Here is a 23,341-nt window from a genome sequence, read left to right on the forward strand (position 1 = left end):
CTACAGTGAACTCACTAGTTCGTACATTACTGGGAGGCCGGGTGACCCACTACCTGATCGGGCTCGTCGGCTCCGGAATCGGCCCGTCCCTCAGCCCGGCGCTGCACGAACGCGAGGCCCGCGAGCTCGGCCTGCGCTACACCTACCGCCTGCTGGACCTCGACGAACTGGGGCAGCCGGTGGCCGAGGTGCTCGCCGCGGCCCGCGCGGAGGGGTTCCACGGGCTCAACATCACCCATCCGGGCAAGCAGGCGGTCCTCCCGCACCTGGACGAGCTCGTCCCGGAGGCCGAGGCGCTCGGCGCGGTCAACACCGTGGTCTTCGAGGGCGGCAGGGCGATCGGCCACAACACCGACGCCACCGGCTTCGCGCGCAGCCTGAGCAGAGGTCTTCCGGGCGCACGCCTGGAGGACGTCGTCCTGCTCGGCGCGGGCGGGGCGGGCGTCGCTGTGGGGCACGCCCTGCTGTCGCTCGGCACCGGACGCCTCGGCGTGCATGACGTCGATCCCGAGCGTGCTGAACGGCTGGTGGTGGCGTTGCGGCGCAGGTTCGGCGCTGACCGGGCCGTCACCTGTGGTCCCGACGCCGTGCGAGCCGCCGACGGACTGGTCCACGCGACGCCCACCGGCATGGCGGCGCACCCCGGGCTGCCGATCGACGAGTCGGTGCTGCGCGAGGGGCTCTGGGTCGCGGACATCGTCTACCGGCCGCTGGAGACCGCGTTGCTCGCGGCGGCACGTGCACGCGGCTGCCGCGTGCTGCACGGCGGCGGGATGGTCGTGCTGCAGGCCGCCGAGTCGTTGCGGCTGTTCACCGGCGCCGACCCGGACGCCGCCCGCATGCTCGCGCACTTCGAGGAGCTGGAGGGGGAACCCGCGCATGCGTCCTGACCCGCGTACCGCCGTCGCCACCGTGTGCCTGTCCGGCACGCTGGACGACAAGCTCGCCGCGGCCGCCGAGGCCGGGTTCGACGGCGTCGAGCTGTTCGAGAACGACCTGCTCGCGTCCCGCCGCGGTCCGGCGGAGATCCGGAGGCGCTGCGCCGATCTCGGGCTGAGCATCGACCTCTACCAGCCCTTCCGCGACTTCGAGGCCGTGCCGCCGGACGTGCTCTCGGCCAACCTGCGTCGCGCCGAGCACAAGTTCGACGTGATGGCCGCACTGGGCGTGGACACCGTGCTGGTGTGCTCATCGGTGTCACCCGACGCCATCGACGACGACGATCTCGCGGCGGAGCAGCTGCACCAGCTCGCCACCCGCGCCGGCGAACGCGGCTTGCGCATCGCCTACGAGGCGCTGGCGTGGGGGAAGTTCGTCAACGGCTACGAGCACGCGTGGCGGATCGTGCGCCGTGCCGGCCATCCCGCGCTCGGCGTGTGCCTCGACAGCTTCCACATCCTGTCCAAAGGGGACGATCCCAAGGCGATCCGCGCCATCCCCGGCGAGAAGATCTTCTTCCTGCAGCTGGCCGACGCGCCGACGTTGCCCATGGACGTCCTGCAGTGGAGCCGTCACCACCGGCTCTTCCCCGGGCAGGGCGACTTCGACCTGAAGACGTTCACCGGCAACGTGCTCGACACCGGCTACCGCGGGCCGCTCTCGCTCGAGGTGTTCAACGACGTCTTCCGCCAGTCCGATCCCTACCGGGCCGCGGTCGACGCGATGCGGTCCCTGGTCGCCCTGAAGGACTCGCTGGGACTGCTGGACGTCCCGGCCGCGCCCGTCTCCGGCGGGTACGCCTTCGCCGAGGTCGTGGGTGAGTCGGACCTCGCCGCGCTGGGCTTCACGCGGGCGGGCGTGCACCGGTCGAAACCGGTGGAGCTGTGGACGCAGGGCGCCGCGCGCGTGCTCGTGAACGCGGAAGGCGAGCCCGGCGCGATCGGTGCGCTCGGTCTCTCGGTAGCGGACCCGGCAGCGGCGGCCCAGCGCGCGAAGGCCTTGCTGGCACCACCTCTGTCGCGCACAGCCGGGCCTGGTGAAGCGCCGCTGACCGCGATCGCCACGCCCGACGGCACCCAGATCTTCCTGTGCGCGGACGACGACTGGACCGGGGACTTCGTGCCGACGGGGGAGTCCGCGGCGGGCGCGGGCATCACCGGGATCGACCACGTGGCGCTCACCCAGCCGTTCGACAACTTCGACGAGGCCACGTTGTTCTACCGCTCGGTGCTGGGTCTCGAACCCGGTGCCACCGCGGAGTTCGCGGCCCCGTTCGGCCTGGTGCGCGGTCGCGGTGTCAGCGGTGGAGGGGTGCGGCTCACCCTGGACGCCGCGCTGGTGCGCCGCGGAGGGTGGGCGCCCGCGGTCGAATCGCCCCAGCACATCGCGTTCACCTGTGCCGATGCTGTCGCGTGCGCCCAGGCACTGCGCGAGTCGGGCGCGCGCCTGCTCGACATCCCGGACAACTACTACGACGACCTCGCGGCACGGACGGGCATGGCCGCCGATCGTGTCGGCGCGTTGCGGGAGCACTCGGTGCTGTACGACCGCGACGAGCGCGGCGAGTACCTGCACTTCTACACCGAGCTCGTGGGTGCGAGGGTGTTCTTCGAGGTGGTGCAACGGATCGGTGGCTACAGCGGGTTCGGTGTGGTCAACGCACCTGTCCGGATGGCCGCCCACCACGACGCGAGGAAGGACGCCTTGCTCCTGCCCGACTGAGTGTTCGGCAACGTGGGGGGAGCAGGCGGCGGAGCTGCGGGACCACGTCGCCGGGTTCGCCCGGTTCCCCGGGTCAGCCGCCGAACGCCGAGTCGACCGCCTTCGTCAGCTCACCCACGGTCTCGACCAAGGGCGCCACCGGTTTCACCATGCCGTTGAGCCGCTCGAGGACCCTCGCGATCACACCGCGGTCGGGTTCGGGCGACTCCAGTTCGTCCTGCAGCTCCCCGGCGGCCTCGTCGACCGAGTCGGGAAGCTCCGCGCGGTGTTGTTCGAGCTGGGTCATCAGCTGCGTCATCAGCTCGGTGGTCGCCGGTCCGGCGGTGAACTGGAGGCCGTGGCTGATGGCGCGGGCGTGCTGGCCGATCGCCTGGTTCCCGACGTTGCTCACCCCGCCGAACTGCTGGACGCCTTGGTTGGGTGGGTTGTCCGGCATGGTGTTTCCCTCTGTCACGTCGGTTTTCCTGCGGCGGGTTCGGGTGTCGGGAAGTGCGCCGTGGCGGTGGCCTCGCTGCCGATCGCCTGGTTGCCCACGTGGCTGATGCCGCCGGTCTGGATGACGCCCTGGTTGAGGATCGTCATCTGGCGGTTGCGGAACTCGGTGGTGTCCACGCCGCGTTCGTCGAGGAAGTCGAGGAGCGCGGCCAGCACGTGCCGTTCGATCAGCTTGAGGTGTTTCGCGGCGTCCGTCTTCTGGAAGTAGTTGTGGTAGTTGGTGTCCGTGGCCTCCTCGCGGACGCTGAACCGGGCACCGTAGCTGTAGCCGAGGTCCTGCTCGGCGATCGCGCGCTCCACGGTGCGGTGCCGCTGCCAGCGCCAGTGGAAGGTCGCGTCGCGCAGCACGCGGAAGGGAGCGCGCGGGACGCCGCCTGCCAGGCCGCTCGCCGCTCTGGCCAGGATGCGCCCTATCGCGCCCGCGGTGAGCACCGGGCTGATGCGGTCCACGTCGTGGTACTGCTGCCACAACGGGCCGAGCACCGTCCGGTCGCACTGCAGGTACAGCAGCCTGCCGTCCGTGGAGAAGTGCAGGAACGTGCTGGCGACGACCTCGCCGCCCCACGACGGGACCTGCGCGCACAGGTAGTGCCGCGCCGAACCGTGGGGGCGTGCGGCGAGGCGGGAGAGGTCCTCGACCGGCAGGCTCGGCAGCGGTGGCTGGTCGCGCTCGGGCAGGAGCGCCGGGTGCATGGTGAGCGCGTTGCCGCTGACGAAGGCGCGTTCGGTGAGGAACAGGCCCGGCAGTTCGTCGGGCTCCACCCCGATGCCCGCCAGCCGGTCCCGCACGTGCGCGACGAGATCCACGGCGTCGAGCGCAACGACGCTCTCGGCGCCGGCCTCGGAGTCGGGCCGTAGCGACGGCAGGGCGAACGACCACGTCGACACGAGCGGGCCGTGGCCGATGAACGGGGTGAAACCGTCGTAGACCGTCACGTTGCCGCGTTCGGTCTCGTCGATCGCCGCCAGCCGGTCCGTCAGCCAGGCCTGGCTCGCGGGCAGCGGAGGCGCCGACTCCGGGCGGAACGCGGCGCGGGTGAGCTCGCTCAGCAGCGTCTGGCGGGTCTGCCACTCGCTCCACACCACCAGCGCGTACATGCCGAGGCCGGTCAGCAGGGCGAGCCACGGCAGGCCGACGAGCCAGTCGTCGACCGGGGGCTCCGGGCGTGGACGGGTCCGCGTCGGCGCCGGGGCGGTGCCGAGCGCGGACACGATCGACACGGTCACCAGCAACAGGATCGCGAGCGTGACGAGGGCCAGCACGGCGTCGCGCAACCTGCGGGACTCCGCGGCACGGCGGGCGAGGCCGCCGGCGACGGGGAGGACGATCAGCAACGCCAGGACAGTCCACAGTGGAGAGAGGATGAGCGCCAATGCCGTCGCCGCGAGCAGACCCCAGTCCCGGACCCGGCGTTGCCGCATCCCGGCCAGCGCGTGCAGCAGCACGGGGCGCAACGAGAACCCGACCGACGGCGCCACCGCGTGCAGGTCGTCGGTGACCAGTGCCTTGGTCATCCGTTCGGCGAAGCCCTCGTCGGTCCTGGCGGCGACGCACAGGTAGCGGGTGGTGTCGTCGGGGGAGAATGCGGTCGGGCGGCTCATCGGTTCCCCTTCACCACAACGACTTCGGCGCGTTCGTGCGAGGCTCGCGGGGCACCGGTCTGCGGCGCTGCGCGGCCACGACGGCGCCGAGCACCGACCCGAACAGCACACCGAAGATCGCCGACGTGCCGAGCTGGCTCAGGAAGAACTCCTCGGAGTCGCCGACGTACGTGAGAGTCGTGCGCGCGTCGAACAGCGCGACCGTCACCAGTCCGGAGAAGAGGCCCGCGCTCACCGCGCTGAGCGTCGTCATCCCCACAGTGGTGACGAACAGCCCGGCACTCCCCGCGGTCTCGGCGACCCAGCGCGAGACCCTGGACAGCCCCGGAACGGCCAGCAGCACGAACAACACCGTGCGCAGGTTCTCGAACCAGAACAGGAACGCGCCCGCGCGCTCGACGTCCACGTGCCAGGACGGGTACGACACCAGCACGTTGACCACGCGGAAGACCGGGTCGCCGCCGGACGCCACGAGGGCGATCTCCGGGTTCAGCCAGGGATTGCCGACGAGCAGGACGAAACCCGCCAGCACGGTGACGCCGGGCGCGAACAAGCGCCGTAAATGAGGTTCCCCCTGCCCTGCCACACCAGCAAACCTAGAACTCCCGACGGTTTCACGGCGACGGCCGATCGGCCTATGAGTGAGGAGATCGGTTCGTCGTGACGCGGGGGATCATCCGACGCGTGACGCCATCGCGGCCGTCGGAGTCCAGGCCGCGAGACGGTGCCGCAGAACGCGGTAGACGTCCGGTGCGAGACCCATGCCGATGTGGGTGCTGCTCACCTCGACGCACTCGGCCGACGGGTCCTGGCTCAACCGCCACGGGACGACGGCGTCGGACCGCGAGAACACCGACACCGCCGGCGTGCGCAGCGGTGCGGCCAGCGCGCGGACGCTGTCGTCGTGGCAGGTGCCGATGAAGCACTCGTGGTTCATCAGGCCGGGGACTCCCACGGCGGCCAGCCGGGCGAGCGTGCGGGCCGCGAGCATCACGTGCGGGTTGGCGGCGAGCGGGTCGACGACGGGGCTGCCCAGCATCACGAGTCCGCGGACGAGGTCGGGCCTGCGCACCGCGGCGAGCCGGGCGAGACCGCCGCCACGGCTGTGCCCGATCAGCACGACAGGGCCGCCGGTCGCGTCCGCGTGTTCCCGCAGGCGCACCTCGATCCGGTCGACCAGCTCGGTGGTGCAGCCGAGGTTGAACCCGATGCGGGCACCGGCAGGACGGAAACCGCGCTGGCCGAGCCAGGTGCTGACGAAGCCCAGCGAGACGTCGGCCGCGCCGAAGCCCGGCACGAGCAGCACTCCCAGCCCGCCGCCCTCGTCGGGATCCGCCTCACGCCACACGGGATCGGCGAGCAGCTGGAACCCGAGCTTCGCCGTCACCGCGTGTTCACGGGCGACGGAACGCAACGATCGCAACGCATTCATCCCCGTGCCTCCCTCGCCACTTCAGGTCATCCGAGGGTTGGCCGCGGGGAACTCGGCCAAACGTGACGTTTTGCGGGACGGAGAGGGGGTAGGCAGGCGCATGGCCAAAACTCGCTGTAGCACCGAGCGCGCCGAGGTGACGCTGCGCTCCAAGACGATGCTCCTGGAGTTCACCGGCGAATGCGACGGTGACCCGCTGACCTGGGTCCGGTTGTCCGCCGAGCTTCCCGACGCGGGCGGGCCCGAGGACGGCGGCACCATCGTGCTGGAGCAGGACGGTGCCGTGGTGACGCAACCGGACGGTGAGGTGCGGCTGACCGCACAGGAGCCTGTCCGGTGGGGCCAGGGGCCGGTCGACGCCGACTTCGTGCTGCCGGAGAGTCCGGAAGCGACGGTGCTCGCCGTGCGCGGACTCGTCGTGGAGGTGGGCTGAGCGGACCGGTCGGCCGACGACACCCACACTGGTCCACTACGTGGTGGTCGGCGCGCCGGGGCAGGGAACGAGTGCCCACACGGACTTCCCGATGGCGCGCCGCACGACGCCCCACCGGTGCGCGAGCCCGTCGACGAGGACGAGGCCGCGACCCCGTGCCGAACCGGCCGACCGGGGGCGCAGCACCGGACGCTGCGACGACGCGTCGTCGACCTCGATCTTGACGAAGTGCGGCCGCGCCCACTCGAGCAGGCGCAGCCGTGCCGGGAAGCGGCCGTGGTCGTAGACGTTCGACACCAGTTCGGTGATCACCAGCATCACGTCGACGGCGTCGTCGTCGTGCAGAGCGGACAGCGTTGAGAGCGCCCATCGGCGAATCTCGGCGATGTCGGGGAGACCACTGTCGAGCTCCAGGACGCGCGAGGAGTCCGGTGGGTGTTCGTCGCTTACCAAAATGGGGCACCTTTCGTCGTGGGCGGCGTACCCCGCGACACCACGACAAAACGCGCGGCGACCCCGCGATCAGGGAGCTTCGGCGCAGTGCAGCACGGCCCACACGGTCTTACCCGTTCCGAGCGCGGTCACTCCCCACTGCTTGCTCAGCTGGTCGACCAGCATCAGGCCGCGCCCGCGCGCGGCGTCGGCCGAGAACGGCCGCAGTTCGGGCTGCGCCGCCGAGGCGTCCTGGACCGCGATCCGCACCAGGCAGGGCTGAGACGACCAGCTCAGCTCGATCTGCGCCGGGAACGCCGCGTGGTCGTGCACGTTCGAGACGAGCTCGGTGATGACGAGCAGCACGTCACCGAGGTCGTCCTCGTCCACTGCGGGCAGAGACGAGCGTGCCCAGTGCCGGACCGCCGCGATGTCCGCCACGTCGCGGTCGAGGCCCAGCACGCACGTTCGATCCGGAGGGTCGTCGCCGATGGCCAAGCGAATTTCCTCCTGTCGATGACTGCGCGCGAAGATACCCCGGATCGCGCGGTCCGAAACCTCGAGCAGGCCGAAGGTGTGCCGGGGCCCTTCCAGGGCACTCGGCCGGGGACGGCGGATCGCCCGCCGATGATCTCGTCCACCCCTGCGGCCGGCACTCCGGACAGGCCCGTTCACGCCGGATCTGTCTACAGTGGACTGTCCGGGTGGCGGAACGCGGTAGGGTCGTGGCCACGATCGGGCGGGACGGGGTGCGGATGGGTGCGACCGGCAGTTCGATCCGTCTGCGTGCTCTCGACCTGGTCACGGACCGCACGCTGACGGAGTTCGACCTGGACAAGCTCCTCGACGCCCTGCTCGGCGGTGTGCGGGACCTGCTCTCGGTCGACACGGCGACCGTCCTGCTCGTGGACCGCGACGGCACCCACCTCGTCGCGAGGGCCACCTCCGGCCTCGAAGAGGAGGTCTTCCAGGGAGCGCGCGTGCCGCTGGGCAAGGGCTTCGCGGGCCGGGTGGCCGCGCTGCGGGAGCCGGTCCAGATCGGACGCGTCGACGAGTCCACCGTGGTCAACCCGTTGTTGTGGAAGCACGGCCTGCGGGCTCTGCTCGGCGTGCCGATGGTCGCCGAGGGCGAGCTCACCGGTGTCGTGCACGTCGGCAGCACCGCCTCGCGCCTGTTCACCGACGAGGAGGTCGAGGCGCTGCGCCTCGTCGCCGACAGGCTGGCGGTCGCGGTCTACGTCGACCGCACCCGTGCCGAACGGGCCGCGGCGGCGCTGTTGCAGGAGAGCCTGCTGCCCGGCCGGCTGCCCACGACCGAGGGCTGGGAGTTCGCGACCCGGTACGTCGCGGGGGCGGGCAGCGGTGTCGGTGGCGACTGGTACGACGTGTTCGACCTGCCCGGCGGACGCGTCGGGGTGGTGATCGGCGACGTCGTCGGCAGCGGGCTGACCGCCGCGGTGATCATGGGACGGTTGCGCAGCGCGTTGCGCGCGTACGCCCTGGAGTACCCCGACCCCGCGGTGGTGCTCGGCAAGCTCGACCGCAAGGCCAGCCACTTCGAGCACGACATCATGGCGACGGTCGCCTACGCCGTCATCGACACGGCGACGCACACCATGACCCTCGCCCTCGCCGGGCACCTGCGGCCGGTGTTCGCGGTGGTGGGGGAGGAACCCCGGTTCGTCGAGGGTCCCGTCGACCCGCCGGTCGGCTTCGACCTGCGCGGCACCGGCCGGCGGAGCACCACTTTCGCGGTGCCGCCGGGTGCGCTGATCCTCTTCTACACCGACGGCCTGGTCGAACGCCGGGACCAGGACCTCGACATGGGGCTGGAACGGTTGCGCCAGGCCGTCACGCCCACGAGTCCCGAGTCGGCGTGCATCCGCGTCATGGCGACGATGGTCGGCGACCAGCAGGCGACCGACGACATCGCGGTGATGGCGATGCGCCACCGCCCGTGACGCTCGTCAGCCCTCGTCCAGCCATGCGGCGCGAGGGGCGTCCTCCGGCAGGGCCTCCGCCAGCTCGCGCAGCAGCGGCAAGGGAACCTTGGAGTACTCCGGGAAGCGGTGGTACGGCTTGACCATCGGGTGGAAGCGCCCAGGCAGCCCGCCCGACCGGGCCAGTGCCGCCAGTGCCGTGCCGATGCGCTGGGCGGGAACAGCGAACGCCAGGTCGTATCCGTCCACTTCGGACACCTTCGGCAGCCACTCGTCGAGGAACGCCTCCGCCTGGGGACGGTGGCCGGCGAGCGCGTCGGCGAAGACCGAGCACAGCGCGAGCGTCGCGGCGTCCTCACCGTTGTCGCCGCGGAAGCGGCGCACGGTCAGGGTGATCGACTCGTCCGTGCCGTCCGGCCGCCGGGGAGCGAACACCTCGCCGAGCGCGGCCCAGGCGTCCACTTCGGCCAGAGCGGCGAGCGCGGACTCCGTGTCCTGCCGAGCGAGCAGACCGTCCTCCAGCACGAACCACAGCGGTCCCAGGAGCGTGCGGCGGCTCAGTTCGCCGGTCGCCGTGCCGAGCAACCGCCGCGCAGCGGCCACCGTTCCCGGGACGTCGGCCCACAGGTAGTCGACGTCCGCGCCGGTGATCGTCTCGGGCGAGGAGCGCAGCGCGGTGTCGAGGGTCGTGCGCTGGGCCGCCGTCAGCTCCTCCGGCGCCAGCGGGCGGTAGACGTCGCCGCTGGGCCGGAACTGCCGCGCCATCCGTTCGAGCAACCGGCCGTGCAGGGGCGGCCGGCTGTTCTCGGGCGCCGTGAGCAGCCCGTCGTCGTCCGTGCCGAACGTCCACGCCGAGGCGGCCAGGTCGGCGAGATCCCCCGTCCACACGTCGTGCACCGGGTACTCGCCCTGCGCGAGGTGGTGGAGCAACGCCAGCGAGTGGTCGTCGGCGAATCCTGAGTAGACCAAGCACGCGGCGGCCGCTCCCCGCACGTGCAGCGACGGGCTGCCGGTCATCAGATCCCGTGCCGCGGCAACGTGTTCCACTCTCGCGTCGGCACGTCTCGCACCGCCCGGCGTGACGCCGTTGTCGCGCGCGGCGAGGAAACCGTGGGCCAGGCACAGTCCGGCCGTCGCGTCCGGTGTGAGGGCGGGCAGCTTCTCCGGTTCGCGGTTCAGCAGCACCAGCAGCCGCAACGCCTCGTCGTCGCCCGTGCGGGTCCACATCGCCTCGACGTCCGCGGCGAACTCCGCGACCGCCCCCGCGTACTCGCTCGTGGCCTTGGCGACGTCGTCGGGCCGCGCCACGAAGTGCGTCTCGCCGACGGCGATCCGGGCCAGGAACACCAGCGCCGTCGTGTCGTCCCGCCGCACCAGCTCGGCGAGGAACGGGATCGCGGCCTCGGACGCGGTGTAGACCGAACCCTGGTGCGTGGTGGCCGCGTAGAGGCCGTACACGCCGAAACCGCGGTCGCCCTCGTCGTCGCTCGTCAGCGCCTCGATGAACCACGGCGTCTCGTCCGCCGTGCCGTACGCGTCGTCGAGAGCCGCCCAGTCCACGTCGTGCAGTCCGGCGGGCGGTGAGGTGGTGCCGCGCAACGGCGGTCGCTCCACGTCGTCGTCCGGGTGCGCCTCGTCGAACACGGGGAGCTCGAAGGCCGGTAGGTCGTCAGCGTCGAACACGGTCCGTCCCGCCAGGTCGAGGAGAGTGGCGTCGAGGCTAACAAAAGGCGGGTCCGGTTCCGGGCGGAACCGGATCTGCCTGGAACCGGATCTGCCCGGAACCGGGCGCTGTCCTGCAAGTCTCGTCGGGCGAGAGCGGCGGCCGAGGGCGCCGGAAACGGCACCGCCGCCCGGTACGAGGTCATCGCGGCGACACAGCTTGCGGGACTCTCAGCCGCGTCTCCCACCTGACGAACTCGCAGGACAGCGCCTACACGCGGTCCCCGACCTGGTCGACGAACCCGGCCGCGTCCTGCGGGTTGTTCTTCGTGCCGAGGTACTCGAAGGTGACCTCGTCGAACACCAGGACCACCGGCTGGGCCCACGCCGCGGAGCCCTCCGGCACCGGCCAGCTGATCCCGATGCCGGGACGGCCCGCCGAGACGCCCCGCACCACCGTGAGCCCCGGCACCTTGCTCGCCGCCTCGAACAGCGCGGCCCGCTGCGGTCCCGGCAGGTAGGAGTGAAGGACCAGGCTCATCACGTCCTTGCCATACGTGTTGACCGGCCGGTTCTCCTCCTCACCCTTCAACAGCCGCAGCATGTCGTCGGCCGTGGTGGGCAGGTCGTCGCGGTACGCGCGGTCCGGAGTGCAGGCCTCGACGGCGCCGGTCGGCTGGTCGTACTTGTCGAACACCCTCCTGCTGCCGCCGACGCAGCCGGGGGTGGTGAGCGGCTGGTCGCCCATGCCGGTGGCGATCCGCCCGTCACGGGTGCCGTCGACGGAGAACCAGCCCTCCCAGGCGCCGTTGCGCACGTAGTAGAACTGGTCTGGCCGGGGCACCTCGTCGGGCTTCGAACGGGCTGCCGCGGCGGCGTGGTTCAGCAGCTGCACGGCGGTGTCCACCGCGGGCGCCGTGGACCCGGTGGGCGCTGCGTCGTTCTTCGGCGCGTCCGGCGAGCCGGAGGGCAGGACCATCACCACGGCGGTGACGGTCGCCGCGGCGGCGAGCGCGGCGACGCCGATCACCCCGGTGCGGTTGCGCCCGCGCGGCTTCATGCCCGCGACGAGCCGGGCTCGTGCGGCGGCCAGCTGGTCGGCGGACTTGAGCGGGGTGTCGTCCAGTTCCCGGACGAGCTGGAGGTCATCCATTGTTGAGCAGCTCCTCGACCTCGGTGTGGTTGTCGGTTCCCAGCGCCTCCCGGACCTTGCGGCGGGCGCGGTTCAGCCGGGAACGCACGGTTCCCACCGGGATCGCCAGCGCCTCGGCGACCTCGAGATAGCTGAGCTGCTCCCACGCGACCAGCAGCAGCACGTCCCTGTCCTCGGCGGACAGCACGGCCAGCGAGCCGCGCAGCACCGACCGCATGGCCTGGGCGGTGACGTCGGCCGCCACCCGGTCGGCGTGGTCGCCCACGTGGGACACGGCCGCGGGCACCCGGTGCCGGCGCACCTCCTCCCGCCGGTGCTGGCCGACCAGGTTGGTGGCGATGCCGTACAGCCACGGCCGGGCGTCCGCGCGGGACCGGTCGTAGCGCTGTCGTTTCGAGAACGCCACGAGGAACGCCTCGGCGAGCAGGTCGTCGGCGGCCTGCTGGCCGAGACGCCGGGCGAGGTAGCGCTGGATGTGCGGCGCGTGCCGGTCGAAGATCAGGGCGAACTTCTCCGGCACGTGCAACGACGCCTCGATGAGCTCCGCGTCGGTCGCTGTCATGGTGGCCTTTCGGGCGAAGGGTCTTCGCCCTGTACTCCGCTCGGCGCCCCGATCGGGTTCACGGCCGGGTCAGCGGAGGCCGGACCGGGGTGTGGGCTCCAGCCGGATCCGGACGAAGGCGTCCTCACCGGCCGCGGTGAACGAACCGACCACGGTCATGCCCCTGTGCTGGGTGCAACGGAGCTCCAGGTTCGAGGTCGCGTGGTGAGCGCTGAGACCTTTGACCGGATGGACGAACAGCTCCCGCACCCTGCCCCCGTCCTTCACCGCTGAGGCGTCCACGCCCGGGACGAGGGCAGGGTCGGAAATGGCGATCGCCGTGAGCTCCCTTTCGAACCTAGGCAGGGTTGGAGGCGACGACAAGTGCGTTCTCGGCAACGGTGCGTTCACCCTCGCGCAATCGGCGTCACGAGCACACGGTGGACGTGCTGTTGTTCAACGTGAGGTTGCGGAACGTCGTGTTGGTGCCGCAAGGGCTCTCGCGCACCGCCGAGTTGTTGATCGTCAGGTTCTGGACGGTGATGTCCCGGTTGTTGGGGAACTCCGAGCGCGCCGCCAGCCGGATCTCACCGCCGCCGGTCACCGTGCCGCTCTGCGCCGCGAGGACCACGTTGGTGCAGTTCTCGATGAGCACCGCGTTGTTGCCGGTGTTCGCGAGGTCGAGCCGGTCGATGGTCAGCCCACCGCTCTCCGACACGCAGAACACGCCGCGGCCACCGCCCCGGGCCCGCACCGTGCCGACCCGGACGTTCGTGGGATAGCCGCTGCCGATGCGGCCGTTGCGGTTGGCCGTGCGGAAGGCCGCGTACCCGGTGCCCGCACCGGCGTTCTCCGCGTCGACCGTGCCGACCGAGGCGTTGATCGTGTCGTTGAGCAGCAGCCCGGACTCGCCGACGTTGCGCGCGGTCACCGTGCCGACCGTGAGGCCGTCCACGCCGTACGTCTCGACGGCGTGGCTGCTCGCGCCGGACACGAACGCGTTGTCGATCCGGATGTTGCGGCTGCGCACGCTGGTGTTGCCGCGGTTGTCGATGCGCACGCCCAGGCCGCCGGACAGCCGCATGTCGATCTGCCCCAGCACGACGTTGTCGACGTTGCGCAGGAAGATGCCGTACAACGGGCGGCCGGTGACGCTGAGGTAGCGCACCTCGACGTCACGGGTGCCCCTGGAGTAGATCGGGGCCTGGTCGCCGGAGCCCGTGCCGGTGACGTTGACCGTGCCGCAGACGTCGATTCCGGTGTAGCTGGGCAACGAGATCCGCGAGCCCGCGCTGATCGACCCGCTGCCGCGCACCAGCACCCACTGCTTCGACGTGCGGCCCGCGGTGAGGCTGTCGAGGGCGGCCTGGACGGCGGCCCGCATGTCGCCGCCCGTGTACACGGTCCGGCTGCCGTTGCGCGAGGTCCACGTGCTGCCGCTCAGCACCGCCTCGGCGTTGAACGACCGGTCGCCGCACGCCAGGACGTGCGGCTCCGCGGTCGCGGGTGTCATACCGCCGAGCACAGTCGCCGCCGTCACGGCCGCGCCGACGCGCCACCTTGTCGAGAACATGGGAGATCTCCTCTTCGGTGTGTTCGGCGGCGGGCCGTCTCACCTGGGGTTCGACAGCGGACGAGTCAGTCCCGGGGCCAGACGATCGCGCTCGCCGGCACCGGGGCGGTGAGCCGCCGGAACGAGCCAGGCGGCAGGACGCGCTGGTCGCGCAGGGCGGTCGCGACGAGCCTGGCCACCTCGATCGCCCCGGCGGCCTGGAAGTGCGTGTCGTCCTCGATCCCGTCGGGGTAGTTGGGGCGGGAGCCGGCCGGCAGGTGCAGGAAGTACTTCTTCGTCCCCTCGACGCCCGCGCTGTTCCAGAGCTCGAGGCTGGACGCGGTCAGGTCGACGAGCGGCACGCCCTTGGCCGCGGCGAGCTCGCGCATCGCGGCCGGGTACGCGCCGTGGGAGGGTGCGGCGGTTCCCGCGCCGGTGAAGCGGCGCCGTTCGACGGACGTGACGAGCACGGGCTTCGCTCCTTTGGCCCGGCTCCGGTCGATGTACTGGGAGAGGTAGGACTTGTACGTCGTCGACGGCTCGGTGTAGCGGGCCGGGTCCTCCTTCTTCTGGTCGTTGTGCCCGAAGGAGATGAGCAGGTGGTCGCCCCGTTCGATCCGGGACAGGACGGGGTCGAGGCGGCCCAGGTCGGAGAAGCTCTTCGAACTGGCCCCGGACAGCGCCTCGTTCGCCGTGACCACGCCGCCGGAGAGGAACACCGGGAGCGCCTGGCCCCACCCGGCGCGGGGAGCCAGCGCCGAGGTGTAGGTGGAGGCTGTGGAGTCGCCCACGACGTAGATGGTGACCGGGGGTGACGCCGCGACGGGTCCCGCCGCGGACAGGAGGGACAGGGCCGCGGCGATCACGACGGGGGTGCGCTTGAGGAGCATGGACTTCCCTTCGGATGCGTCACTCGCCCGACGGCGCGGGGAGCTGGACGCCGAGCGGGACAGGGGTGCCGAAGTTCGGGGTGCCGTCGGCGTTCCAGGTGAACTTCTGCGCGCGGGTGGACCGCTCCATCCCGCACCCGCCCGAGGCGCTGGTGTTGCCGTGGTAGACGATCCAGTCCTCGGTGCCGTCGGGTGACTTGAAGAACCCGTTGTGCGCGGGCCCGAAGACCCCGTGCTCGTCGTTGCGCTGGAACACCGGGTCGGGCGACTTCGTCCAGTGCGCGCGGTTGAGCGGGTCGGACCCGGTGAGGGTGAGCAGGCCGAGCTTGTAGTCGGGACCCCAGCAGGCGCTGGCCGAGTACACGATCATGGTGCGGCCGTTGCGGTACAACGGCTCCGCGCCCTCGTTGACCGGCGCGGTCTGCCGTTCCCAGGCCAGGGTGGGCTGCGAGATGGTGCGTCGCGCGCCGCTGATCGTGTACGGGTTGGACAGCGGGGTGATGGTGAGGCTCTGGGTGCCGTCCATCGCGCTGCCCATCAGGTACAGCTTCCCGTTGTGCTGCAGGATGCTCGGGTCGAGCTCCCAGGTGCTCCCGAGGTCCGCCTTGAACGTGTACGGGCCCATCGGGTCGGAGCCGGAGCTCTCCAGCACGTGCAGGCGCTGGGTGGGGTTGTAGTCCTGCACGTTCTGCCCGGCCACGTAGTACAGGTACCAGCGGCCGTGGAGAAGGTGGAACTCCGGCGCCCACATGTTGCAGCACCCGTTGGGGCGGCCGGACAGGCTGAACACGACGGTGTCCGAAGCGCTCGACAGGCCCGCCAGGGTGCGTGAACGGCGCATGGTGATCGTGGAGTTCCACGTCGTGGTGGCCAGGTAGTAGTAGCCGTTGTGGAACTGCAGCCACGGGTCGGGGCCGTTGCGCTTGATCGGGTTGGTGAAGTTGCCGGCGGCGCCGATCCTCACCAGCTGCCACTGCTGGTTGGCGCCACCGGTGTCGGGCCACTGGATCACCTGCGCGCCGTTGGCCGCGGAGAAGTCGAGGACGTCGACCGCCTTGCCGCTCGCCCGGCTCACCAGCCGCACGTGCCCGTCCGGCGAGTCGGCCAGCCGGAACTGCTGACCGGTGCGGCCCGCGTCCGTCGTCTGCACGAGCCCGGCCCGGTCCGCGGTCGACGCGAAGTCCAGGACCTTGCCGCTGTGCCGCGACTTCACCCGGTAGTAGCCGCCGCCGGAGTCGACGAACTGCCACTGCTGCCAGGCGCCGTCGTTGCGGGCGTACTGCGAGATGCGGGCGCCGTCGGCGGTGGACAGGTCGTAGACGTCCAACGCCTTGCCGCTGTTGCGGTTGACCAACGCGTACGACGCGCTGGTGTCCACGACGGCGGCGGACGCCACGGGAACGGTGATGCCGCTCAGCAGGACGACGGTGGCGGCCAGGGCGGTGCCGCGCCGGCGGGTGATCGAGGTCAAGGTCTTCTCCCTAGCGCAGGACCGGCCAGCCCGCCGAGTCGTAGCCCAGCAGGTTGATGCCGAGCCGCGACGCGCCGGTGTCGGTGTAGTAGTGGTAGACGAGGAGGTCGCCGTCGACGTCGGAGAGGACGTCCTGGTGCCCGGGCCCGTGGACGCTGCCCTGACCGGCCAGCACCTCCGTGCCGCCGCCGGACGTCAGGACGGTGCCGTCGCGGGCGACGTACGGGCCGGTGACGCTGGTGGAACGGCCGGCCATCACCCGGTACGTGCTGGACGCGCCCCGGCAGCAGTAGTCGAACGAGACGAAGAGGTAGTAGTAGGAACCGCGCTTGACGATGTTCGGGGCTTCGATCGGACCGCCGTTGCGGCCCGCGATCGAACGGAGCGTCGAGTCGGCCCGCAGGCCGGTCGCCGGGTTGAGCGCGATCATCTTGATGCCGGACCAGAACGAGCCGAAGCTCAGCCACCAGCGGCCCTGGTCGTCCACGACGAGGTCGGGGTCGATGGCGTTGAAGTCGTCCGAGGTCCGCGACTCGACGACCAGCCCGCGGTGGGTCCACGTCCCGGAGCTCCCGCTGGTGCTGGTGGCGAGGAAGATCGCCGACCTGTTCGAGCCGAACGTCGAGGCCGAGTAGTAGAGCCAGTGACGTCCGTCGCGATAGGACAGGTCCGGCGCCCAGAGAGTGCTGCCGCCGCCGGTGTACGGGGAGGCCCACGACGCGCCGCCGGGGAACGCCGGCCCCGCGTCGCGGAACGCGATCCGGTCGGTCGAGGTCTTGAGCGCGATGTTCGTGCCGGTGTGCGCCACCAGGTAGCTCCCGTCGGCACGCCGGACCGCGCTCGGGTCGTGCACGCTGACGTCACCGGTGACGCGGCCCGGCAGGGGATGGGCCGACGCGGGCGGTGCCGTCGTGACGGCGGTCGCGAGGACCACCGCCACGGCCAGTGCTGCTCTTGCCAGTGCTGTCTTCCTCGGAGCGGCCATGAGACACCTCGATCTCTTGGACGGAGTCGTCGCGGCGGCGGAACCCTCGTCACTCCAGGACGAACGTGGCGTCCGCCCGTCCCTGCGCGTCGGTCACGGCCTGCAGGACCACGAGCCCGTTGGCGACCCGGACGTGGAGGCCGGGGTAGTTCACCGACTCGAACGACACCGCCGAGCTCGCCGCGAGGCCCGCCCGCTGGGCGAAGCTCGCGTCGCCGCGGAACAGGGCGCTGCCGTCGTTGCGCTCGACCCACAGCTCGTTGTTGCGATGCCGCAGGTAGTAGCCGGGGAAGTTCGTCGACTCCAGAGACACCGCGCCGGAACCCGAGAGGCCCGTGACGATCCTGAACTGCGAGTCGGCCAGCGGGGACACGTTCGCCTCCATCCGCGCGCGGTACTCCCAGTGCCGCACGAAGCGGTCGGTCGCCGCGTAGGACCTGAGCCGCACGGGGGTGGCGCCGTCGGGCACGGGGATGCCGAAGTCCGGTGTGCCGTCGGACCTGAAGTACACCTTCTGCACGCGTGTGCGGCGGTTCGGGTCGTTGAGCGGGTCGCCGCTGATGTCGCGGTAGTTGCGGTCGTGGTAGACCATGACGTCGCTGCTGCCGTCCTCGGACACCGTGAACGAGTTGTGGCCGGGGCCGTACTGGCCGGTGGCGGCGTTGGTGGCGAAGACGGGGTTGGCGCTCTTGGCCCACGACGCCGGGTCGAGCAGGTCCGCGGTCGCCGGCGCGGTCAGCAGGCCGAGGCAGTAGTTCGCGTCGGTGGCGCTGGCCGAGTACGTCAGGAAGACCTTCCCGTTGCGCTGCAGCACGGCCGGTCCCTCCGCCACCTTGAACCCCCGGGTCTCCCAGGCGAGCGTCGGCACCGTCAACCTGGTCACCGCGCCGGTGATCGTCCACGGGTTCGTGCCCATGCGGGCGAGGTAGACGTTGGAGTTCGTGGAGATGCCCGGTTCCTGCTGCGCCCACGTCAGGTAGCGCACGCCGTTGTGCACGAACGTCGAGGCGTCCAGCGAGAAGGTGTCCCACGGGGTGCTGATGCGGCCGCGTTCGGTCCACGACCCGGTGAGGGGGTTGGCGCTGGAGCTCTCCAGCACGTACATCCGGATGCGCCAGATGTCGTCGGTGCGGCCCGCGGCGAAGTAGACGTACCACTTCCCGTTGATGAAGTGGATCTCCGGTGCCCAGATGTGGGCGCCCATCTCCCCGCTGGAGTGCTTGCGCCAGATCACCGTCTCCGCCGCTGAGGCCAGCCCCTGGATCGTGGTCGCGCGGCGCAGGACGATCCGGTCGTACTCCGGCACGGTCGCGGTGAAGTAGTAGAAGCCGTCGGTGTGCTTGAAGATGTGCGGGTCGGCACGCCGTTCCGCGATCGGGTTGGTGTACCGCACCGCGGGCGTCGCACCGGCCCGCGGCACGGGCGTCCCGGCCACGCAGGTCGCGACGGCGAGCACGAGTGCGGCCAGGCGGAGGAGAACCGTCTTCATCGACTGTCCTTTCAGGCCAGTGGCGTGGTGACGGTGAAGGACGCGTCACCGGCGAACGCCGAGTCCGAGGTGCGCCAGTCGACGCGCAGTTCGTGGTTCTGGTGACGCAGGTACCGTCCGGGGTGGGAGTACGACTCGAACGACGTACTGCCGCCGCCCGCGAGGCCCGCCCGCCCGCAGAACGTGGCGTCGCGGACGAAGGTCGCGTCACCCGTGCCGGTGTCCAGCCGCACGCGGAAGCCGTAGTGCCGCAGGTAGCGGTCCGGGAAGTTCACCGAGCGCAACGAGTAGCAGCTCGCGTTCGCCAGCCCGGCCACGACGGTGAACGTCGCGTCCTGGCGCGCGGAGACCGTGCTGGAGGAGCTCACCGGCTCGACGTAGCCGAGGTTGTCGCGGTGCCGGACGTACCGCTCGGGGAGGTTGACCGACCGCAGCGACCTGCTGCCCGTCGCCACCGCCGTGCCGTCACCGGAGTCCTCGCGCAGCACGGTGAAGTGCCGTGCGGTGCCCGACAGCCCGGTCAGTTCCGCCTTGGCGCCGAAGCTCGTGAGGTTCGCGCTGTCGGCGTAGAAGTACCGCCGCTGGCCGTACTGGTCGAAGTAGATCCGCCAGCGGCCGTCGGGCAGGCGCACGAGCGCGGGCCCTTCGAGCCCGGAACCCCAGCCCGCCCAGTTGCCCGTGCCGACGAACGTCCACGGCCCGTTCAACGACGTCGCGGTCGCGTGCTCGATGTACTTCGTGGTCTCGTTCTTGAGGAAGTTGTGGTAGGTGCCACCGACCTTGACCAGGAAGCTGTCGATGAAGTTCGCCGGGATGCCGAGCGCCACCGGGCTGCTCCACGCCGACAGGTCCGCGTTCGTCGCGGTGATCCGGTAGGGGCGGAACTGCCCCGCGGTTCCCGTCGTGGACGCGGAGAAGACCACGTGCACGCTGCCGTCGGAGTCCTTGAACCACTCCGGTGCCCACGTGCTGCCGGTCGACCCGTTCAGTCCTACCCGGACGGTGCGCAGGAACGTCCAGTTCACGTAGTCCGCGCTGCGGGCGAAGCCGATGGTGTCGCCCGTCCAGTTCGTCGTGTGGACGATGTAGTAGTAGCCGTCGGTGTGCCGGATGACGCTGGGATCGCGGATCAAGCCCGACGGGGGCGTGTAGGCGTTGGCCCGGACCTGGGTGAAGCCGGTCGCGTTCGCCGAGTCGTAGACGTACATGTTCGACTCGCTGCTGTTCGTGAACGCGGTCATCACGTAGTGCGGCACGGGACCGGCGGCCGTCGCGACGGGACCGGTGGCGACGGCTGCTCCGACGGCGAACGCGCCGGCCAGCAGTGCACGAGGCAGGGAGAAACGCATGGACCGGCTCCTAGCAACGTTGGGAGGCTCCGGGACGTTAGCGCTAACACTATGTGGCCAAGTGGATATTCATGGCAATAGTGCTTCTTGCGAGAGAGATCAAGTTAGCGATAACAAGCCGCTCGGCCGTGCGCTGACCATTGTCGAACGCCATTCGATGAAGCGTTCGACGGGCGGTGTCGAACGTCCGCTACGGGAAGCGCACACCCAGATCGGCGCCGTTGGCGGGACGCAGGAACGCGGACGACCGGATCGCCCCGTCCGCGCCGCGCGCACCGGTGACGATGCCCGGATCGGTGCTCTGCAGCGGCCAGGAACCGCCCGCGTTCCACGAGTTGCCGCTGCCGGTGGAACCGGAGCCGAGTGAGACGGCGGTGCCGTTGGCCACCGAGAGGTTCTTCGTCAGCGTGCTGGACGACCGGCTGAGGTTGAAGCCCGTGCCGGGGTTGTCCCACGCCGTGCAGCGGTCGATCACGTGCTGCCCGGGGTTGTTGTTGTCGACGAACCCGCCGACCGCGTTGTCCCACGCCGCGCTGTTGCGCACGGTGTGCCCGGCAGCCACGCCGTTGCCGCCCAGCTTGAAGCCGTTGCCGTCGCCGGTGAAGTCGGGGAGGTTCCAGCGGTTGAAGCCGTTGCCCCACGTCACGCTGTTCTCCACCAGGACCGGCGAGGAGAACATCCAGAAGTCCAGGCCGTCGTCGGAGTTGTTCCACAACCGGGCGCCCCGCACCACGTTGCCTGTACCGGATCCCTCCTTGATCGCCAGGCCGTCCGCGCTCTCACCGTTCTTGCGCGGGTCGCGGTTGCCGTGGCTGTCGAGGTTCAGAATCTGGTTGTTGCTCGACGCCAGCACGATGTGCAGGCCGGAGTCGTAGTTGTCCCGCGTGGTGATCCGGTCGAAGACCGTGTTGTTCACGTCCAGGCCGAAGATGCCGTACGGACCGTGGATGATCTCCAGGCCGACGAGCCGCCACCAGTCGCCCTCGATGTGAATCGCGCCGCGCTCGGCCCTGGGGATGAAGGACCCGACCGGACCGGGGGTGTGCGGCATGTTCTCGCCGTCGATGACCACGTGTTCGGAGTTGTGGGCGCGCAACGTGATCGGTGCGCTCCGCGTGCCGTTCTCGAGTATCTGGATGGTGGTCGCCGGGGCGTAGGTGCCGCCGCGGACGTGGATGGTGCCGCCGGCCGAGACGAGGTCCACCGCCTTCTGGATGGTCTTCAGCGGCGCTGTCACCGTGCCGGGGTTGCCGTCGTCACCGGTGGTCGCCACGTACAGGGCGGACGCCGCGGTGGCCGGCAGTGGCACGAGCACGGCACCGGCGGACAGGGCCGCCGCGGCGACGAGAGAACCGAGCTTCATCTTCTGCTCCCGGGCAGGGGTTGCCGCGAGCCGGGCCAGCGCGGCTGACGCACTGACCCGGCCCGGGATGGGTGGCGACGGTGGTCAGAATGCGACGGTCCTGCCGCCGAGGGTGACGACGAGCCTGCCGTCGGAGGCGAACGACCAGCCGAGGGCCCCGCTGTAGCCGGAGCACCGGGAACCGTTGGTGCCGGACCAGAACTGGTTGGTGGAGTCCGAGTTCCCGACGACCTTGTCGTTGCTCCCGCTGCTGCTGCGGCAGGACGTGTTGGTGCGGAACACCGAACTGCCCGCGTCGAAGGAGAAGTTGCGTTCGTCGTTGTCGATGCTGAGGTTGCTCGACACGCTCATGGAGCCGGGGTTGCGGTTGTAGGTGAAGCCGTGTTTGCCGTTGTCGTACGCGATGGTGCGGGTGATCGTGTGGTTGACGCCGATGTCCTCGCCGCCGAGCTTGAACCCGTTGCGGTCGCCGTTGCCCGCCTGCCCGCCGTTGCTCAGGGTGCCGTTCTTGTAGGCCAGCGAGTCCTCGATGGTGACGGCACCGATCGCGCCGGTGTCCGACTTCGTGTAGAGGTCCCAGCCGTCGTCGATGTTGTTGTGCGCGACGGAGTAGCGGAACACGTTGCCGGGGCCGGAAGTGAGCTTCGCGGCGAACCCGTCGGCGTCCTCCCCGTCGGAGTCGGCGTTGTCGTGCGACTCCGCGCTGAGGATGAGGTTGTTCGCCGGCCACTCGTTCTTGGGCGTGCTGGACAGCTTCCGCGAGAGCTGCAGGCCGGTGTCGCGGTTGAACCGGGTGATCGTGCGCTCGAAGACGTTGTTGCTGCCGCCGACGAAGATGCCGTTGTCCCCGGCGCGTTCGACGACGACGCCCTGCACGTGCCAGTACGAGCCGTTCACGGCCAGGCCGCGGTTGGCCGGGTCCTCGCTCTGCGCCGAGAAGTTCAGCACCGGCGTCTCGCCCTGGTAGGCCGCGAGCTTCTTGCGGGCACCGGACGTCCCGTTGTTGGTGTCCGGGATCGTCACCGTCTGGGAGAAGCTGTACGTGCCGCCGCGCAGGAAGATCGTGCCGCCCGCGGCGACGCGGGGGAGGGCCGCGGTCAGCGTGGTCGGGTCGGAGATCGTGCCGGAGGCGCTGTCACGACCGGTCGGCGACACGTAGAGCGCGTTGGCGGGAGGGTTCCCCGTCGTCGTGGTCGTCGTCGGGCCGGTGGTCGTCGTGGTCGTGGTGGTGGTCGTCGTGCTCGTCGGTCCGCCGGCCGGTGCGAGCGCCCACTGCTTCGTGGCAGCGCTGTCGCACGAGTTCGTCTGCACCAACGCACCTGACGTCGTGGCGTTGTCCTTGATGTTCATGCACTTGCCGCCGTTGGCGTTGACCAGGCGCTGGCTGTCGCCGTTCGGCGTCAGCGCCCAGACCTGGCTCGCCGCGCCGGTGCACGTCTCGAGCTGGATCGGCTTGCCCGCGCTGGTCGACGCGTCGCGCACACCGACGCACAGGCCTCCCGCGGTGATCCTGACCCCGCCGCTGACGTCGGTCAGCACCCACTGCTGGCCGACGCACGCCTGTTGCCGCAGCTGCGTCCCGCTCGACGGGCTCGTCCCCGCGTCGAGGCACAGACCGCTGCCGGTGTTCTTCAGCTCGTAGGTGCCCGCGGCGTTCGCGGTGGCGGCGAGGCCAGGCCACGCCGCGAGCGCGGTGACCAGTGCGACGACCGCGCCACCCGACGCCAGTCCGGCGCGGACCCGGCGTTGGCGCGCCCGGTGCGCGGACTGTTCCGAAATGCCCATGGGGACTCCACTTCTCGACGCTGAGGAGAAAGGGTTTTTCTTCGGATGCGTGGCGGGGTTCCCGTCGGATGCTAAGAGCGTTCTTCCGGTGGGGTCAACGCCGGAA

Annotated in this window: 22 protein-coding genes; 4 read left to right on the forward strand and 18 right to left on the reverse strand. The window is 70.7% G+C overall.

Annotated elements, in window-relative coordinates; all coding sequences use genetic code 11:
• Positions 1-41: 41 nt before the first annotated feature.
• Entirely contained in the window at positions 42-890 is an 849-nt protein-coding gene (locus ACWF7A_RS10120) for a shikimate dehydrogenase (protein ID WP_452250102.1), read from the forward strand.
• On the forward strand, positions 880-2,661 hold the full coding sequence (locus tag ACWF7A_RS10125) for a TIM barrel protein (RefSeq protein WP_452250103.1): 1,782 nt from the start codon (positions 880-882) through the stop codon (positions 2,659-2,661). Before ACWF7A_RS10120 ends, ACWF7A_RS10125 begins: the two co-directional genes overlap by 11 nt.
• 73 nt (positions 2,662-2,734) lie before the next feature.
• Here the strand turns inward: ACWF7A_RS10125 and ACWF7A_RS10130 are convergent, their stop codons facing one another.
• The 4 genes from ACWF7A_RS10130 to ACWF7A_RS10145 all read right to left on the reverse strand — a co-directional run bounded on the left by ACWF7A_RS10130 (position 2,735) and on the right by ACWF7A_RS10145 (position 6,190).
• The gene (locus tag ACWF7A_RS10130) at positions 2,735-3,097 is read right to left on the reverse strand and encodes a hypothetical protein (RefSeq protein WP_452250104.1); all 363 of its coding nucleotides are present in this window, start codon (positions 3,095-3,097) and stop codon (positions 2,735-2,737) included.
• A 14-nt stretch (positions 3,098-3,111) separates the two neighbouring features.
• Positions 3,112-4,758, reverse strand: a complete 1,647-nt coding sequence (locus ACWF7A_RS10135; protein ID WP_452250105.1) for a hypothetical protein — start codon at positions 4,756-4,758, stop codon at positions 3,112-3,114.
• A 10-nt stretch (positions 4,759-4,768) separates the two neighbouring features.
• On the reverse strand, positions 4,769-5,311 hold the full coding sequence (locus ACWF7A_RS10140) for a hypothetical protein (protein ID WP_452250106.1): 543 nt from the start codon (positions 5,309-5,311) through the stop codon (positions 4,769-4,771).
• 120 nt (positions 5,312-5,431) lie between these two features.
• Positions 5,432-6,190, reverse strand: a complete 759-nt coding sequence (locus tag ACWF7A_RS10145; RefSeq protein WP_452250107.1) for an alpha/beta fold hydrolase — start codon at positions 6,188-6,190, stop codon at positions 5,432-5,434.
• 100 nt (positions 6,191-6,290) lie between these two features.
• Here ACWF7A_RS10145 and ACWF7A_RS10150 point away from each other — a divergent pair, with 100 nt between their 5' ends.
• On the forward strand, positions 6,291-6,623 hold the full coding sequence (locus ACWF7A_RS10150) for a hypothetical protein (RefSeq protein ID WP_452250108.1): 333 nt from the start codon (positions 6,291-6,293) through the stop codon (positions 6,621-6,623).
• Between the two features lie 36 nt (positions 6,624-6,659).
• On the opposite strand, the gene ACWF7A_RS10155 is transcribed toward ACWF7A_RS10150, so the two are convergent.
• Both ACWF7A_RS10155 and ACWF7A_RS10160 read right to left on the reverse strand, forming a co-directional pair.
• Positions 6,660-7,076, reverse strand: a complete 417-nt coding sequence (locus ACWF7A_RS10155) for an ATP-binding protein (protein WP_452250109.1) — start codon at positions 7,074-7,076, stop codon at positions 6,660-6,662.
• A 69-nt stretch (positions 7,077-7,145) separates the two neighbouring features.
• Positions 7,146-7,553 (reverse strand): ATP-binding protein, encoded by a 408-nt coding sequence (locus ACWF7A_RS10160; RefSeq protein ID WP_452250110.1) that lies wholly within the window; start codon positions 7,551-7,553, stop codon positions 7,146-7,148.
• A gap of 206 nt (positions 7,554-7,759) precedes the next feature.
• On the opposite strand from ACWF7A_RS10160, the gene ACWF7A_RS10165 reads away from it, so the two are divergent.
• Positions 7,760-9,016, forward strand: coding sequence for a PP2C family protein-serine/threonine phosphatase (locus tag ACWF7A_RS10165; protein WP_452250111.1), 1,257 nt, complete (start codon positions 7,760-7,762; stop codon positions 9,014-9,016).
• 6 nt (positions 9,017-9,022) lie between these two features.
• Here ACWF7A_RS10165 and ACWF7A_RS10170 read toward each other — a convergent pair whose 3' ends face one another.
• The 12 genes from ACWF7A_RS10170 to ACWF7A_RS10225 form a co-directional block, all read right to left on the reverse strand.
• On the reverse strand, positions 9,023-10,678 hold the full coding sequence (locus tag ACWF7A_RS10170; protein WP_452250112.1) for a hypothetical protein: 1,656 nt from the start codon (positions 10,676-10,678) through the stop codon (positions 9,023-9,025).
• A gap of 250 nt (positions 10,679-10,928) precedes the next feature.
• Complete coding sequence (locus tag ACWF7A_RS10175; protein WP_452250113.1) at positions 10,929-11,810, reverse strand: CU044_5270 family protein; 882 nt, start codon at positions 11,808-11,810, stop codon at positions 10,929-10,931.
• A complete protein-coding gene (locus ACWF7A_RS10180; protein WP_452250114.1) occupies positions 11,803-12,372 on the reverse strand; it encodes an RNA polymerase sigma factor in 570 nt (189 codons plus the stop codon). The genes ACWF7A_RS10175 and ACWF7A_RS10180 overlap by 8 nt, the downstream gene beginning before the upstream one ends.
• Before the next feature lie 69 nt (positions 12,373-12,441).
• A complete protein-coding gene (locus tag ACWF7A_RS10185; protein ID WP_452250115.1) occupies positions 12,442-12,654 on the reverse strand; it encodes a hypothetical protein in 213 nt (70 codons plus the stop codon).
• Between the two features lie 124 nt (positions 12,655-12,778).
• Complete coding sequence (locus ACWF7A_RS10190) at positions 12,779-13,924, reverse strand: hypothetical protein (RefSeq protein WP_452250116.1); 1,146 nt, start codon at positions 13,922-13,924, stop codon at positions 12,779-12,781.
• A gap of 65 nt (positions 13,925-13,989) precedes the next feature.
• The gene (locus tag ACWF7A_RS10195) at positions 13,990-14,793 is read right to left on the reverse strand and encodes a rhamnogalacturonan acetylesterase (RefSeq protein WP_452250117.1); all 804 of its coding nucleotides are present in this window, start codon (positions 14,791-14,793) and stop codon (positions 13,990-13,992) included.
• A 19-nt stretch (positions 14,794-14,812) separates the two neighbouring features.
• Complete coding sequence (locus ACWF7A_RS10200; RefSeq protein WP_452250118.1) at positions 14,813-16,264, reverse strand: family 43 glycosylhydrolase; 1,452 nt, start codon at positions 16,262-16,264, stop codon at positions 14,813-14,815.
• Positions 16,265-16,274: 10 nt separating this feature from the next.
• Positions 16,275-17,249: an arabinan endo-1,5-alpha-L-arabinosidase gene (locus tag ACWF7A_RS10205; protein WP_452250119.1), complete on the reverse strand. Its 975-nt coding sequence runs from the start codon at positions 17,247-17,249 to the stop codon at positions 16,275-16,277.
• Positions 17,250-17,298: 49 nt separating this feature from the next.
• Entirely contained in the window at positions 17,299-18,738 is a 1,440-nt protein-coding gene (locus tag ACWF7A_RS10210) for a family 43 glycosylhydrolase (RefSeq protein WP_452250120.1), read from the reverse strand.
• A gap of 11 nt (positions 18,739-18,749) precedes the next feature.
• The gene (locus tag ACWF7A_RS10215) at positions 18,750-20,087 is read right to left on the reverse strand and encodes a glycoside hydrolase family 43 protein (RefSeq protein WP_452250121.1); all 1,338 of its coding nucleotides are present in this window, start codon (positions 20,085-20,087) and stop codon (positions 18,750-18,752) included.
• Between the two features lie 190 nt (positions 20,088-20,277).
• The gene (locus tag ACWF7A_RS10220; RefSeq protein ID WP_452250122.1) at positions 20,278-21,450 is read right to left on the reverse strand and encodes a right-handed parallel beta-helix repeat-containing protein; all 1,173 of its coding nucleotides are present in this window, start codon (positions 21,448-21,450) and stop codon (positions 20,278-20,280) included.
• An 84-nt stretch (positions 21,451-21,534) separates the two neighbouring features.
• Entirely contained in the window at positions 21,535-23,235 is a 1,701-nt protein-coding gene (locus ACWF7A_RS10225; RefSeq protein ID WP_452250123.1) for an RICIN domain-containing protein, read from the reverse strand.
• Between the last annotated feature and the right edge of the window lie 106 nt (positions 23,236-23,341).

It is taken from the genome of Lentzea sp. NPDC055074 (genome assembly GCF_053608005.1).